Below are 14126 nucleotides of genomic sequence, written 5' to 3'. Positions count from 1 at the left end.
GAAATTCTCCTCGAGATGGTAAGTGGGTCAGACCAGATCGGCCGGTGCCGAGAGCGTTCCGCGGACCGCCGTGGCAGCCGCGACGAGCGGGGAAACCAGATGGGTCCGGCCGCCTTTACCCTGTCGGCCTTCGAAATTCCGGTTGGACGTCGATGCCGAACGCTCGCCGGGAGCAAGCTGGTCAGGGTTCATTCCCAAGCACATCGAGCAACCGGCCTGGCGCCATTCAGCCCCTGCCGCTGTGAAGATTTCACCGAGACCTTCGCTCTCGGCTTGAGCCCGCACCCGCATCGAGCCGGGAACGATGAGCATCCGAACGCCCTCTGCCACATGGCGACCCTCGAGCACCTCCGCCACTGCGCGCAGGTCTTCGATTCGTCCGTTGGTGCACGAACCGACGAACACGGTGTCGACAGAAACATCCCGAAGCGGCATACCGGCGTCGAGACCCATGTAGGTGAGCGCCTTCTCGGCTGCCTGACGCTCGCTCTCGTCGACGATCAGTTCGGGATCAGGCACACGGTCGCCGAGCGGCGCACCCTGTCCCGGATTGGTTCCCCACGTGACGAAAGGCGTCAATGCGCTTGCGTCGATGTGAACCTCGTTGTCGAATTCCGCGCCCTCGTCGGTCTTGAGCAACTCCCACGCGGCGACGGCTTCGTCCCACACTGCGCCGGACGGTGCATGCGGACGGCCCTTGATGAACTCGTAAGTGGTCTCGTCCGGTGCGATCATGCCCGCGCGGGCTCCGGCCTCGATCGACATGTTGCAGATGGTCATACGAGCTTCCATCGACAGTTTGCGAATGGCCTCGCCGCGGTACTCCAGTACGTAGCCCTGGCCGCCGCCGGTGCCGATCTTGGCGATGACTGCGAGGATCAAGTCCTTGCTCGTGACGCCGGGAGGCAGCTCGCCGTCGACCGTGATCGCCATGGTCTTGAAGGGGCGCAACGACAATGTCTGCGTTGCCATCACATGCTCGACCTCGCTGGTGCCGATTCCCATTGCGAGCGCACCGAATGCGCCGTGCGTCGACGTATGACTGTCGCCGCACACCACGGTGGTTCCGGGCTGCGTCAGGCCGAGCTGCGGTCCGACCACATGCACGATGCCTTGGTCGAGATCGCCCATGCGGTGCAAGCGAACTCCGAACTCCTCGCAATTTCGGCGCAAGGTGTCGACCTGAGTCTTCGACACGGGATCTGCGATCGGCTTGTCGATGTCGATCGTCGGAACGTTGTGGTCCTCGGTGGCGATCGTCAGGTCGGGACGGCGCAACTGGCGTCCCGCCAGGCGAAGTCCGTCGAATGCCTGGGGGCTCGTCACTTCGTGAACGAGGTGGAGATCGATGTAGATGAGGTCGGGATCCTGCCCCTCCCCTTTCACGACAACGTGGTCGTCCCACACCTTCTCGGCGAGAGTGCGTGCTTTCTGTGCCATGTCTTCCACCTCTGTACGTAGCCTCGCGTCGGCGGACTACGGGCTGGCCCGCCGCGCGTGAAGTAGGTCCCCAGCCTTCACAGCAGATGCAGACTGTCCCGAGGAAATGCGCTATCCCTACAGGAAATGCGGTAGCATCCCACTATGCGAGAAACTGGTATCGACCTATGAGACAGCATAGCGGCATCGGCGTCCTGGACAAAGCAATGGGCGTGCTTCATGCAGTAGCTGAGGAACCGTGCAGCCTCACCGAACTCTGTGCACGAACCGGTTTGCCACGCGCGACCGCCCATAGACTCGCCGTCGGTCTCGAAGTCCATCGACTCCTCACTCGCGACTCGGACGGTCAGTGGTGCCCAGGGCCCGGACTCGCCGAACTCGCTGCCACCGCTAATGATCCACTCATTGCTGCGGCCGGACTCATCCTCCCCCGCCTTCGCGAAATCACCGGCGAAAGCGTCCAGCTGTACCGTCGCGAAGGCACACAACGCATCTGCGTCGCGTCGATGGAACCACCGACCGGCCTGCGTGACACGGTGCTCGTCGGAGCCCGACTGCCGATGAACGCCGGATCCGGCGCCAAGGTCCTTCTCGCATGGGCAGATCCACAAACCCAACGGACCGTCCTCGCCGATGCGTCCTTCGGCGAACGAGTGCTCCTCGAGGTTCGCCGGCGCGGCTGGGCACAGAGCGCAGCCGAACGTGAGCCGGGTGTCGCCAGCGTCGCGGCTCCCGTCCGAGACTCGGCAGGCGCTGTCATTGCCGCGATTTCGGTCTCCGGCCCCATCGATCGGATGGGTAGACGACCGGGAGCTCGCTGGGCGGCGGACCTTCTCGCAGCTGCCGAAGCGCTCCACAAGCGTCTGTAATTCGTGACACAGTAAGGCCTTCAGATCCTCGAGCACGTAGGAGTACGACGCGACCATGGCAGGAAAGCAGCGTAGTCAGATCACGATGACCGAGGCCGAAATCTCGAGCTTCGTCGAAAAGAACCGTACGGCAACGATGGCGACGTTGAGCGCCGACGGAATGCCTCACCTGATCGCGATGTGGTTCGCGATAGTCGACGGCGAAATCTGGTTCGAGACCAAAGCCAAGTCGCAGAAGGCCGTCAACCTTCGCCGGGACTCCCGAATGTCCGTCCTGATCGAAGACGGTCAGACGTACGACACGCTCCGAGGAGTCTCGATGGAGGGTACCGGGGTCATCGTCGAAGATCCGGAAGCCCTCTTCGCTGTGGGAATCAGCGTCTGGGAGCGATACACGGGCCCGTACACCGACGATCTCCGCCCGGCCGTCGACGCGATGCTCCACAAGCGCGTCGCGGTACGGTTCGTTCCCGATCGAACTCGTTCGTGGGATCACCGCAAGCTCGGGATGCCTGCGATGCCTCTTTCCGGCTCTACCGCACCGCCGCCGCAGCCCTGAGATTCGTGAGCGGAAAAATCACGAGCAATCGAATTCGGGCCGGCGTAGTTTCACCAACAGGCCCAACAACAAGGAGTGAGCATATGAGCGATCTCGACAGCAACACCCCGTCCGAACCCGAATCCCAATCGGAGGAAACCAAACGAAAGTTCCGTGAGGCCCTCGAACGGAAGAATCATCAGAACGCCAAATCGACCGACCATCGCGACGGACAGTCCAAGGTCCACAACACGCATGGCCCGGCCGATCACAAGCGAGAGTTCCGCCGTAAGAGCGGATAACCGATCGCGGACAACAGAGTGAGATGACGATCACCCCCAGTCGAATTCGACTGGGGGTGATCGTTTTTCGCATCGCCGGAAACATTTCCCGCACATACGAAAAGACCCCCCGATCAATGATCGGAGGGTCTTTCCTTTGTAGCCCCGACGGGATTCGAACCCGCGCTACCGCCTTGAGAGGGCGGCGTCCTAGGCCGCTAGACGACGGGGCCAGGACACGCTTTTAAACGTGGTATTTCAGTCTTGCTCTTGGATGCTCAGCAAGCTTAGCTTGTCTGAGTCCGGCCACAAAATCGACCGGATTTCCGCTGGGGTACCAGGACTCGAACCTAGAATGGCGGTACCAGAAACCGCTGTGTTGCCAATTACACCATACCCCAAGGTCTTGCTCACCAGCCTTGCTCGATCCGCTTCGCTGTTGTGCTCGGCGGCTCGTCTCCGGCCGAAAAGAAGATTACCAGTACCCCTGCCCCAAATACCAAATCGTATGGTCACAGGAGGTTTTTGCTTCATTTTCGGCCGGAAGACCGTCCGATCTAGGCGGTTACCGCTGCCCTACCGGCGCGCAACCGAGCGAGCGAGACCTCACGACCGAGCAATTCCATCGACTCGTACAGCGGAGGGCTGATGTGAGAGCCCGTGATCGCGACCCGAACCGGAGCGAAGGCCTTACGCGGTTTGAGCTCCAGATCCTCGATGAGGGCCTTCTTGAGTGCTTCCTCGATACTGGCCGCCGACCACTCTGAGATGGCATCGAGCGCCGCAAGAGACGCGTCCAGAACCGGACCGGCATCTTCCTTCAAGTTCTTTGCCGTCGCGGCCGGATCGAGAGCAAACGACGCCTCGTCGACGAACAGGAATTTCAGCAGATCCCACGCGTCGGACAGGACGACGATGCGCGTCTGCACGAGGTCCGCCGCAACAGTGAACGTCGCTTCGTCGACGTCGGCGCCGATGTGTCCGTGCTCCACCAGGAACGACTTCAGACGACCGGCGAAGTCGGCCGGCTCGAGCAGACGAATGTGCTCGGCATTGATCGCGTCGGCCTTCTTCTGGTCGAAGCGGGCAGGATTGGAGTTGACCTTGGAGACGTCGAAGGCCGCAACCATCTCGTCGAGCGAGAAGACATCGTGATCGTCGGCGATGCTCCACCCGAGCAGAGCCAGGTAGTTCAGCAATCCCTCGGGAATGAAGCCCCGATCGCGGTGGATGAAGAGGTTGGACTCGGGATCGCGCTTGGAAAGCTTCTTGTTGCCCTGACCCATCACAAAAGGCAAGTGCCCGAACGACGGTGTGAAATCGGCGACACCGATACGAATCAATGCCTCGTACAACGCGAGCTGACGCGGAGTCGAGGACAGCAGATCTTCGCCGCGCAGTACATGGGTGATCTTCATCAACGCGTCGTCGACCGGGTTGACCAAGGTGTACAGCGGAATGCCGTTGCCGCGAGTCAGCGCGAAGTCCGGAACGGTGCCTGCCTTGAACGTGGTCTCGCCCCGCACCAGGTCGTTCCAGGTCAGATCATGATCGGGCATCCGGAGGCGGACGACGGGCTTGCGCCCCTCGGCGATGTAGGCAGCGCGCTGCTCGTCGCTGAGCTCGCGATCGAAGTTGTCGTATCCGAGCTTCGGATCGCGTCCGGCCGCCTTGTGTCGCGCTTCGACCTCCTCGTTCGTCGAGTAGGACTCGTAGGCCTCGCCCGCGGCCAGCAACTTGGCAACAACGTCGAGATGCAGGTCGCGACGCTCGGACTGGCGATACGGTGCGTGCGGCCCACCGACCTCCGGGCCTTCGTCCCAATTGAGCCCCAACCAGCGGAGGGCGTCGAGGATGGCCTGGTAGGACTCTTCACTGTCGCGCTGCGCATCGGTGTCTTCGATACGGAACACGAATGTGCCGCCGTGGTGTCGTGCGAATGCCCAGTTGAACAAGGCGGTGCGCACCAAACCCACGTGCGGGGTTCCGGTGGGTGACGGACAGAAACGGACGCGTACTTCGCTGTTGGTCATGGCTCACTTGGCTCGGCGATGATGGATGGTCGTACTACAGGTTAGTCCGGCAGCCCTTCCTCCATCCGGCCGATCACTTACCCGGCAGGACGTTGATGCGTGTCATGTCGCCGTCGTAGTAGGCCAGCAGTCGCTTGTCCATGACCTTTCGCCACAGCGGCGGCACCCACGCGCAGACGATCATGACTGCGTAACCCGCTGGAAGTTGCGGCGCTTCGGCCGCACTTCGCAGGCTCTGGTACCGCAGACGCGGATTCGCGTGATGGTCGCTGTGACGCTGAAGTTGATAGAGGAACAGATTGCTGACGACGTGGTCGCTGTTCCAGCTGTCCTCGGGCGAGCACCGGACGTACGAGCCGTCAGGCCGCTTCGCACGTAGCAAGCCGTAGTGCTCGAGATAGTTAGCGGTCTCGAGGAACGTGAAGCCTGCAATTGCCTGAACGGCGAGCCACGGCGCAATTTCCCAGCCGAACGCGGCGATCAGACTGCCGAACAGAACCACACTCATCGCCCACGCGTTCAGGATGTTGTTGCGGTAACTCCACGTCCGTCTCCCCTGACGCCTCAGACGAGCGCTTTCGATCCGCCATCCCGAGCGCAGGCCGCCGATGACGCTGCGAGGCAAGAAGAACCAGAAGTTTTCCTTGTACCGTGAGCTGGCCGGATCCTCCGGCGTCGCGACGCGGACGTGGTGACCATGGTTGTGTTCGACGTAGAAATGGCCGTAGAAGGACTGCGCGAGCGCTACTTTCGCGAGCCACTTCTCGAGCTTCTCACTCTTGTGCCCCAATTCATGCGCCGCGTTGATCCCCACACCGGCAACCACGCCGGCAGTCATCGCGAGCGCGAACTTCTCCCCCGCCGCCATCGGCGCGTTCACCCAGCACCACGCGACGAACACCAGCCCGACGTATTGGAGGGGCAGGAACAAGTACGTGCACCAGCGGTAGAAACGATCCTCTTGCAATTCAGGGATCGCTTCGTCCGGTGGGCTGTTGCCGTCCTCGCCCGCCAGGAGATCGATCAGGGGAATGACGATGACGATCAGCCACGCCCCGATGGCCCAGAAGAGCCCGAGACTGAATTTGTCGACCAGGAACCACGCAGCGAACGGGCTGAGAGGAACCAGCAAACCCAGTGGCCACAGGTAGCGCTTCTTGTCTCGCCACACCGGCCGCTGCCCGTTCCGCGCTTGCCCTGCCGCTGTCCGGGAGGCTTCCGCGAAGGTCGTCATGTATCACCACGTTTCTGCGCAATCCACTCGATTGCCCCATCGGCTTCTATCCAGTTATCGGTCACCCTACTGCTCAGCGTTACATTTCAGGGAATTTGGTCTGTTACGGGCCGCGACAGCAAACCGTATGGCGAACTCTCCCAACCTGGCCAAATCCGACATAACGCCAGGAGGATCAGAGGCGAAGCTTCGCCTGGGTCATGAAACCCGCAGGTCAGTCCCGGAGCCTGATTTCTTCGAGTCGGTTGGCAATCCCGATCAATCCACTGGCGATAGTTACCATCTTGCAACTTTTCTGCGACAGACACCTCTCGACCTCACACCACGACGGAGGCCCCATCCGGTTGGATGGGGCCTCCGTAGTCGCGTGACTGAACGAACCGGGTCAGATCAGCTCTTGGCGGTCACCGGGTTCGTGAGCGTGCCGATCCCCGAGACCGTGACCGACACGGAATCGCCGTCGACGATCGGGCCTACTCCGGCGGGGGTGCCGGTGAGGATGACGTCGCCAGGCAAGAGAGTCATCACCGCCGAGATCCACTCGATGATCTTCGGAATGTCGTGGAGGAGAAAAGCCGTGCTGCTGTCCTGCTTGACCTGGCCGTTCACCTCGGTCTTGATATCGACGTCGGACGCATCCAGACTGGTTTCGATCCAGGGGCCGAGTGGGCAGAAAGTGTCGTGGCCCTTCGCGCGCGTCCACTGCCCGTCGTGACGCTGATGATCTCGCGCCGACACGTCGTTGGCGATCGTGTAACCGAGGACCACGCTCAACGCCTTCGCCGCCGGAACGTCCTTGCACGGTTGACCGATGACGACCGCGAGTTCACCCTCGAAGTGCACCTCGTTCGAGGTGGGAGGCAAGACGATCGGGGCACCCGGGCCAACTATGGACGTGTTGGGCTTGAGGAAGATCACGGGGTCCGCGGGAGCCTCTCCGCCCATCTCCGCGATGTGATCTGCATAATTCTTGCCGATGCAGATCACCTTGCTGGCGAGAATCGGAGCCAGCAGACGGACATCGGCGAGCGGCCAACTTCGGCCGGTAAATGTGGGGTTCCCGAACGGGTGCTCCGCAATTTCCTTGGCGACGAGGGCATCCTCTTCACCTTCGATACTGACGAACGCAACACCATCGGGACTGGCAATTCGACCAAGACGCATGCCGGCCAGTCTATCGGGGTGCCGGAAACGACTGACGCGCGCAAGCCGAAAGGCTCACGCGCGTCAATCTCGTGAAAGAATTCCTTACAGCGCTGCAGTGATCCGGTCGCCGATCTCCGTTGTGGAGATGGGACCTTCGCCGCGGGTAGCCAGGTCGGCAGCGACCACAGCCTCGACCCGAGCGGCGTCGTCCTCGCGTCCGAGATGGCGAAGAAGCAGTGCGGCCGAGAGGATCGCGGCGGTGGGATCAGCGATTCCCTTGCCGGCGATGTCCGGAGCACTGCCGTGAACGGGCTCGAACATCGACGGGTTGGTACCCGAGGCATCGATGTTTCCGCTTGCGGCCAAACCGATGCCACCGGTTACGGCGCCGGCGAGGTCGGTGATGATGTCACCGAAGAGGTTGTCCGTGACGATCACGTCGAAGCGCGACGGGTCGGTGACCATGTAGATCGTGGCCGCGTCGATGTGGCAGTACGCGGTTTCGACGTCCGGGAACTCGGCACCGACGGTCTCGATTGCACGCGTCCAGATTGCGCCCGCGTTGGAGAGCACGTTGGTCTTGTGAATCAAGGTGAGGTGCTTGGACCGGGTCTGCGCCAAGGCAAATGCGTAACGCACCACGCGCTCGGCCCCGAACCAGGTGTTGATCGACACCTCGGTTGCGATCTCGTGATCGGTGCCGACGCGGATCGCTCCACCGTTTCCGGTGTACGGACCCTCGGTGCCTTCACGAACCACGACGAAGTCGATCTCCGGCTGCGCCGCCAACGGCGACAGCGCACCCGGATACAGCTGTGCGGGGCGAAGATTCACGTGATGATCGAGCTGGAAGCGCATGTTCAGCAGCAGACCACGCTCGAGGATGCCGGGTGCGACGATCCGCGGATCACCGATGGCGCCCAACAGAATTGCGTCGTGCTGACGAATCTGGTCCAGCTCCTCGGCCGGGAGCAACTCACCGGTGGTGTTGTAGCGACGGGCACCGAGATCGTATTCGGTGGTTTCCAGATCCGGAACCAACTTGCCGAGCACCTTGAGCGCCTCGGCAGTGACCTCGACGCCGATTCCGTCACCCGGAATGACCGCAAGCTTCATGGAGTCCTCATCTCAGTAGAACTGTGCGCCTTTATCAACCGCGGGCGGTTGATAAAGGCGCACAGCAAAAACAATCAGGAAAGGTCGACCTGGGCGACGCGAGCGTCGAGCTGCGAGACGATTGCCTCGACCTCGGCGTCACCGACGACGCGATCGACGCGCAAGATGACAGTTGCGCCTTCGCCTTCGGCATCCTGGCTCAGTGCTGCTGCGAGGATGTCGACGCCCGCGTTTCCGAGGACGGTGCCGAGGACACCGAGAACGCCCGGGCGATCGCTGTAGTGAACGACGATGTTGTGGCCCTCGGCGCGCAGGTCGAAGCTGCGTCCGTTGATGTTGACGATCTTCTCGACCTGCTGCAGACCGGTGAGTGCGCCCGTGACCGACGTGACCGTGCCGTCGGCGGCAACTGCACGCACCTCGACCGCGCTGCGGTGAGCAAGAGCCTCGGAGTGCTTCTCGACCGACACGGTCACGCCGCGCTGCTCGGCCAGTGCCGGAGCGTTGACGAACGTGACAGCCTCATCGCTGCTGGCGGAGAACACACCGCGCAGTGCAGCCAGTCCGAGGATGTCGACGGTTTCGGCAGACAGCTCGCCGGTGGCGACAACCTGCACGGTCTGCACAGCTTCGGGCGACAACGTCGCAGCGAGGAGACCGAGCTTGCGGACCAGCTCGAGCCACGGAGCAACTTCTTCGCCCACGGGGCCGCCGGAGACGTTGACAGCCTCGGGAACGAATTCGCCTGCCAGAGCGAGGAGAACACTCTTCGCCACGTCGATGCCTGCGCGGTCCTGAGCCTCGGACGTCGATGCTCCGAGGTGCGGGGTGACAACGACGTTGTCGAGCTCGAAAAGCTTGGAATCGGTGCACGGCTCGGTGCTGAACACGTCGAGACCGGCGCCGCGGACCTTGCCGGAGACGAGTGCGTCGTAGAGCGCATCTTCGTCGATCAGACCACCGCGAGCGGCGTTGACGATGATGACGCCGTCCTTGGCCTTGGCGAGGCGCTCGGCGTTGATCAGGCCGGCCGTTTCCTTGGTCTTGGGCAGGTGCACGGAGATGAAGTCGGCGCGCTCGACGAGCTCGTCGATGGTGACCAGTTCGATGCCGAGCTGCGCTGCGCGCGCTGCGGGCAGGTAGGGGTCGTACGCGATGATCGTGGTCTCGAACGCAGCGAGACGCTGCGCGAAGAGCTGGCCGATGCGGCCGAGTCCGACGACACCGACGGTCTTGCCGAGGATCTCGACACCGTTGAACTTGCTTCGCTTCCAGGTGTTCTCACGCAGAGTCTTGTCTGCTGCGGGAATCTGGCGAGCGGTCGACATGAGGAGCGCGACAGCGTGCTCGGCAGCGGAGTGAATGTTGGAGGTCGGTGCGTTGACGACCATCACGCCGCGCTCGGTGGCTGCGGGGATCTCGACGTTGTCCAGGCCGACACCGGCGCGGCCGATGATCTTCAGCTTGGTGCCGGCAGCCAGAACCTCGGCGTCGACGGTAGTGGCGGAACGGACGAGAATCGCGTCGGCCTCGGGTACCGCGGCGAGCAGCGCCGGGCGGTCGGGTCCGTCGACCCAACGCACCTCCACACCGTCACCGAGCGCCTCGACTGTGGACGGCGCGAGCTTGTCGGCGATCAGAACAACGGGACGGCCAGGCTGGCTCACGTGCAAACTCCCTGATTAGGTGGGTGTGAAGGTGGTTTAACCACCGATAGTTTAGTGCGCGCTCACTTGGAATCCACAACGCGGTAGGCAATACCACATAGTGGACACTTTCGCGGGCAAATTCTCGATGGAATATGAATCCGGACTCAGACGACCCGGAAAACGACTCCGGCCCAATGCCGCGCTGGTTCAACGTAATTGAACCGGCGCGGCATCAGGCCAGTGGAGACGTGGAGCGTGAAACTGCGAATTACGCGGTTTCGGTGATCGGACGATCGACCCAGCTCATCAGGTCGCGCAGCTTCTTGCCGGTGACCTCGATGGGGTGCTCGGCGTTGGCCTTGCGCAGGCCCTCGAGCTCGGTGTTGCCGTTCTCGACGTTGGCAACCAGACGACGGGTGAACTCGCCGGACTGGATGTCGGCCAGGATCGCCTTCATGCGCTCCTTGGTGTCGGCGTCGATGACGCGCGGGCCGGAGAGGTATCCACCGAACTCAGCGGTGTCGGACACCGAGTAGTTCATGCGGGCGATGCCACCCTCGTACATGAGGTCGACGATGAGCTTGAGCTCGTGCAGAACCTCGAAGTACGCCATCTCGGGTGCGTAGCCGGCCTCGACCATGACCTCGAAACCGGTCTTGACCAGTTCCTCGGTGCCGCCGCAGAGCACGGCCTGCTCGCCGAAGAGGTCCGTCTCGGTCTCTTCCTTGAACGTGGTCTTGATGACGCCTGCGCGGGTTCCGCCGATGCCCTTGGCGTAGGACAGAGCAAGAGCCTGGCCTTCACCCTTGGGATCCTGGTCGATGGCGATGAGCGCGGGAACGCCCTTGCCGTCGACGAACTGACGACGCACCAGGTGGCCGGGGCCCTTGGGGGCGACCATGCCGACGGTGACGAACTCCGGAGCCTTGATCAGGTCGAAGTGAATGTTCAGGCCGTGACCGAAGAACAGCGCGTCGCCGTCCTTGAGGTTCGGCTCGATGTCATTGGTGAAAATGCTCGCCTGCGCGGTGTCAGGTGCGAGCACCATGATGACGTCGGCCCACTCGGAAACCTCTGCCGGCGTACCGACCGTCAGCCCTTGCTCTTCAGCCTTCTCACGCGACTTCGAGCCTTCCTTGAGGCCGATGCGCACATCGACGCCCGAGTCACGCAGGCTCAGCGAATGGGCGTGGCCCTGGCTTCCGTAGCCGATCACAGCAACCTTGCGGCCCTGAATGATCGACAGATCGGCATCGTCGTCGTAGAACATCTCGACTGCCACAGTTCTCAACCTCTCCTTGGATTTTTACGTGTCTAAAAGTACTAGCGGGTGGCCGTGATCGACTTCGGCCCTCGACCGACTGCCACGACCCCGGACTGAACGATCTCCCGGATACCGTACGGATCAAGCATCCGCAGCAGTGCATCCAGCTTGGACCGAGTACCGGTCGCCTCGATGGTGACGGACTCCGGAGAGACGTCGATCACCTTGGCGCGGAACAGGTTCACCGTTTCGATGACCTGCGTGCGCACGCTTGCATCAGCGCGCACCTTGATGAGCACGAGCTCGCGAGCGACGGATGCTTCACCGTCCTGCTCGACGATCTTGATGACGTTGATCAGCTTGTTGAGCTGCTTCGTCACCTGCTCGAGAGGGAACTCGTCGACCGTGACGACGATGGTCATACGTGAGATCTCGGGGATCTCGGTTCCGCCCACCGCAAGGGATTCGATGTTGAATCCGCGGCGGGAGAAAAGTGCGGAGACGCGAGCCAGCACGCCTGGCTTGTCCTCGACGAGAACACTGAGGGTGTGACTGGTGCTCACTTCTGATCCTCCCCTGTGCCCGCGGCGGGTCCGGCTTGCTCGCGTGACATGGCTTCGTGGATGACGGCGGGCTCGGCAACTGCCTCGTCGTCGTCGAACAGCGGCCGGATGCCCCGGGCCGCCATGATTTCGTCGTTGCTCGTTCCGGCAGCGACCATCGGCCACACCTGTGCGTCGGCAGTGACGATGAAGTCGATCACGACAGGCTTGTCGTTGATGGACTGCGCCTCACGGATCGCAGCCTCGACATCTTCTTCACGCTCGACACGAATTCCGTGGCAGCCCAATGCTTCTGCGAGCTTCACGAAGTCCGGGATGCGGATGGCGCCGTGCGTTCCGAGGTTGGTGTTGGAGTAGCGCTCTTCGTAGAAGAGTGTCTGCCACTGACGCACCATGCCGAGGTTGCCGTTGTTGATGAGGGCAACCTTGATCGGGATACCTTCGAGGGCACAGGTTGCGAGTTCCTGATTGGTCATCTGGAAGCAGCCGTCGCCGTCGATCGCCCACACCTCGGTGTCGGGCATACCCATCTTGGCGCCCATGGCTGCGGGAACCGCGTACCCCATGGTGCCGAGCCCGCCCGAGTTGAGCCACGTGCGCGGCTTCTCGTAGCCGACGAACTGCGCGGCCCACATCTGGTGCTGACCGACGCCGGCGCAGTAGATGGCATCCGGTCCGGCGAGCTTGCCGACGGTCTGGATGACGTACTCCGGGCTCAGCTGACCGTCGGTGGGACGGTCGTAGCTCAGCGGGTACGTACGACGGATGTCGTTCAGGTACGCCCACCACTCGGTGAGGTCGAACGTGGTGCCCGTGGCCATGTCGGCACGGATCGCCTCGATGAGTTCGGTGATGACCTCTTTGCAGTCGCCCACGATCGGGACGTCCGCGTAGCGGTTCTTGCCGATCTCGGCCGGGTCGATGTCGGCATGGATGACCTTGGCGTCGGGCGCGAAGGAATTCAGCTGACCGGTGACGCGGTCGTCGAAACGCGCACCGAGGGTGATCAGTAGATCGCTACGCTGCAGAGCGGCGACTGCGGCAACGGTGCCGTGCATTCCCGGCATACCGCAGTTGAGGTCGTGGCTGTCCGGGAACGCGCCGCGGGCCATCAGCGTGGTGACGACGGGGATACCGGTCAGCTCGGCCAATTCGAGCAGCTCCGGCGAGGAGTCGGACTTGATGACGCCGCCACCGACGTACAGAACCGGCGACTTGGCGTCGGCGATCAGACGTGCAGCTTCACGAACCTGCTTGCCGTGCGGCTTGGTCACCGGGCGGTAGCCCGGCAGACGCATCTCCGGCGGCCACGAGAACGTGGTCTGCGACTGCAGGATGTCCTTGGGGATATCGACCAGGACGGCGCCGGGGCGACCGCTGGCCGCGAGGTAGAAGGCCTCGGCCATGATGCGCGGGATGTCGATCGCGTCGGTGATCAGGAAGTTGTGCTTGGTGACCGGCATGGTGATGCCTGAGATGTCGGCTTCCTGGAATCCGTCGGTACCGATCAGCGAGCGCGCCACCTGCCCGGTGATCGCGACGATCGGAACGGAGTCCATCTGCGCGTCGGCCAGCGGCGTGACCAGGTTGGTCGCACCGGGACCCGAGGTGGCCATGCAGACGCCGACCTTGCCGGTCGCCTGGGCGTAACCGGTGGCAGCGTGGCCTGCACCCTGCTCGTGGCGCACGAGCACGTGGCGGACCTTGACCGAATCGAAGAGTGGGTCGTAAACCGGGAGCACGGCACCGCCGGGAATGCCGAATACCGTGTCGACCTCGAGCTCCTCGAGGGCTCGAACCACAGACTGCGCGCCGGTTACCCGCTCAGGCGGGAGCTGGCGACGGTTGGCCGTCTGGGTTGCGGCAGCCGCGGTTGTCGGGCTCGGTGTCCCTGACTTGCGCGGCGTGGGTTGAGGCCGTGCTGTTGGTGCGCTCACTGGGAAATCCTCTGATTCTGGCTCCGGGCAACAAAAAACCCCCGTCAGCATCTGCT

12 protein-coding genes and 2 tRNA genes are annotated in these 14126 nt (G+C 62.7%); 3 read left to right on the top strand and 11 right to left on the bottom strand.

Annotated features, from left to right (window positions below; genetic code table 11):
• Nucleotides 1-27 precede the first annotated feature (27 nt).
• Complete coding sequence (leuC, locus tag GN300_RS22535; protein WP_063316588.1) at nucleotides 28-1449, bottom strand: 3-isopropylmalate dehydratase large subunit; 1422 nt, start codon at nucleotides 1447-1449, stop codon at nucleotides 28-30.
• A gap of 158 nt (nucleotides 1450-1607) precedes the next feature.
• Between leuC and GN300_RS22530 the strand changes: the two genes are divergently transcribed.
• The 3 genes from GN300_RS22530 (at nucleotide 1608) to GN300_RS22520 (ending at nucleotide 3149) form a co-directional block, all read left to right on the top strand.
• Nucleotides 1608-2309, top strand: coding sequence for an IclR family transcriptional regulator (locus GN300_RS22530; RefSeq protein WP_007729342.1), 702 nt, complete (start codon nucleotides 1608-1610; stop codon nucleotides 2307-2309).
• 55 nt (nucleotides 2310-2364) lie between these two features.
• Entirely contained in the window at nucleotides 2365-2868 is a 504-nt protein-coding gene (locus tag GN300_RS22525; protein WP_042450844.1) for a pyridoxamine 5'-phosphate oxidase family protein, read from the top strand.
• An 83-nt stretch (nucleotides 2869-2951) separates the two neighbouring features.
• Nucleotides 2952-3149, top strand: coding sequence for a DUF5302 domain-containing protein (locus GN300_RS22520; RefSeq protein WP_007729345.1), 198 nt, complete (start codon nucleotides 2952-2954; stop codon nucleotides 3147-3149).
• A gap of 139 nt (nucleotides 3150-3288) precedes the next feature.
• Here the strand turns inward: GN300_RS22520 and GN300_RS22515 are convergent.
• From GN300_RS22515 to GN300_RS22470, 10 genes are all read right to left on the bottom strand, one after another.
• A tRNA-Glu gene (locus GN300_RS22515) sits at nucleotides 3289-3361 on the bottom strand.
• 96 nt (nucleotides 3362-3457) lie between these two features.
• A tRNA-Gln gene (locus tag GN300_RS22510) sits at nucleotides 3458-3529 on the bottom strand.
• 156 nt (nucleotides 3530-3685) lie between these two features.
• Nucleotides 3686-5161, bottom strand: a complete 1476-nt coding sequence (gltX, locus tag GN300_RS22505) for a glutamate--tRNA ligase (protein WP_047271269.1) — start codon at nucleotides 5159-5161, stop codon at nucleotides 3686-3688.
• A gap of 73 nt (nucleotides 5162-5234) precedes the next feature.
• Complete coding sequence (locus GN300_RS22500) at nucleotides 5235-6395, bottom strand: alkane 1-monooxygenase (protein WP_030535413.1); 1161 nt, start codon at nucleotides 6393-6395, stop codon at nucleotides 5235-5237.
• Between the two features lie 390 nt (nucleotides 6396-6785).
• The gene (locus GN300_RS22495; RefSeq protein WP_003944722.1) at nucleotides 6786-7559 is read right to left on the bottom strand and encodes a fumarylacetoacetate hydrolase family protein; all 774 of its coding nucleotides are present in this window, start codon (nucleotides 7557-7559) and stop codon (nucleotides 6786-6788) included.
• 84 nt (nucleotides 7560-7643) lie between these two features.
• Nucleotides 7644-8657 (bottom strand): 3-isopropylmalate dehydrogenase, encoded by a 1014-nt coding sequence (locus GN300_RS22490; RefSeq protein WP_047271267.1) that lies wholly within the window; start codon nucleotides 8655-8657, stop codon nucleotides 7644-7646.
• A 74-nt stretch (nucleotides 8658-8731) separates the two neighbouring features.
• Complete coding sequence (gene serA / locus GN300_RS22485) at nucleotides 8732-10324, bottom strand: phosphoglycerate dehydrogenase (RefSeq protein ID WP_003944758.1); 1593 nt, start codon at nucleotides 10322-10324, stop codon at nucleotides 8732-8734.
• Nucleotides 10325-10574: 250 nt separating this feature from the next.
• Nucleotides 10575-11576 carry a ketol-acid reductoisomerase gene (gene ilvC / locus GN300_RS22480; protein WP_030535412.1) on the bottom strand — a complete coding sequence of 334 codons (1002 nt, stop codon included), beginning with the start codon at nucleotides 11574-11576 and terminating at the stop codon, nucleotides 10575-10577.
• A 53-nt stretch (nucleotides 11577-11629) separates the two neighbouring features.
• Nucleotides 11630-12133 carry an acetolactate synthase small subunit gene (gene ilvN, locus GN300_RS22475; protein ID WP_003944718.1) on the bottom strand — a complete coding sequence of 168 codons (504 nt, stop codon included), beginning with the start codon at nucleotides 12131-12133 and terminating at the stop codon, nucleotides 11630-11632.
• A complete protein-coding gene (locus GN300_RS22470) occupies nucleotides 12130-14070 on the bottom strand; it encodes an acetolactate synthase large subunit (RefSeq protein ID WP_030535411.1) in 1941 nt (646 codons plus the stop codon). The genes ilvN and GN300_RS22470 overlap by 4 nt, the downstream gene beginning before the upstream one ends.
• Nucleotides 14071-14126: the final 56 nt, after the last annotated feature.

It is taken from the genome of Rhodococcus sp. Ni2, from assembly GCF_021352185.1.
GTDB classification, from domain to species: Bacteria; Actinomycetota; Actinomycetes; order Mycobacteriales; family Mycobacteriaceae; genus Rhodococcus_F; species Rhodococcus_F qingshengii.
Note: the sequence above shows the minus strand (reverse complement) of the source record. Positions and strands in the feature narration are given on the sequence as shown.

Coding starts and splice junctions, on each gene's coding strand:
- GN300_RS22520 (WP_007729345.1), top strand. CDS start 2,952: ATGAGCGATCTCGACAGCAACACCCCGTCCGAACCCGAATCCCAATCG.
- GN300_RS22500 (WP_030535413.1), bottom strand. CDS start 6,395: ATGACGACCTTCGCGGAAGCCTCCCGGACAGCGGCAGGGCAAGCGCGG.
- gltX (WP_047271269.1), bottom strand. CDS start 5,161: ATGACCAACAGCGAAGTACGCGTCCGTTTCTGTCCGTCACCCACCGGA.
- GN300_RS22495 (WP_003944722.1), bottom strand. CDS start 7,559: ATGCGTCTTGGTCGAATTGCCAGTCCCGATGGTGTTGCGTTCGTCAGT.
- GN300_RS22490 (WP_047271267.1), bottom strand. CDS start 8,657: ATGAAGCTTGCGGTCATTCCGGGTGACGGAATCGGCGTCGAGGTCACT.
- ilvC (WP_030535412.1), bottom strand. CDS start 11,576: ATGTTCTACGACGACGATGCCGATCTGTCGATCATTCAGGGCCGCAAG.
- GN300_RS22525 (WP_042450844.1), top strand. CDS start 2,365: ATGGCAGGAAAGCAGCGTAGTCAGATCACGATGACCGAGGCCGAAATC.
- GN300_RS22530 (WP_007729342.1), top strand. CDS start 1,608: ATGAGACAGCATAGCGGCATCGGCGTCCTGGACAAAGCAATGGGCGTG.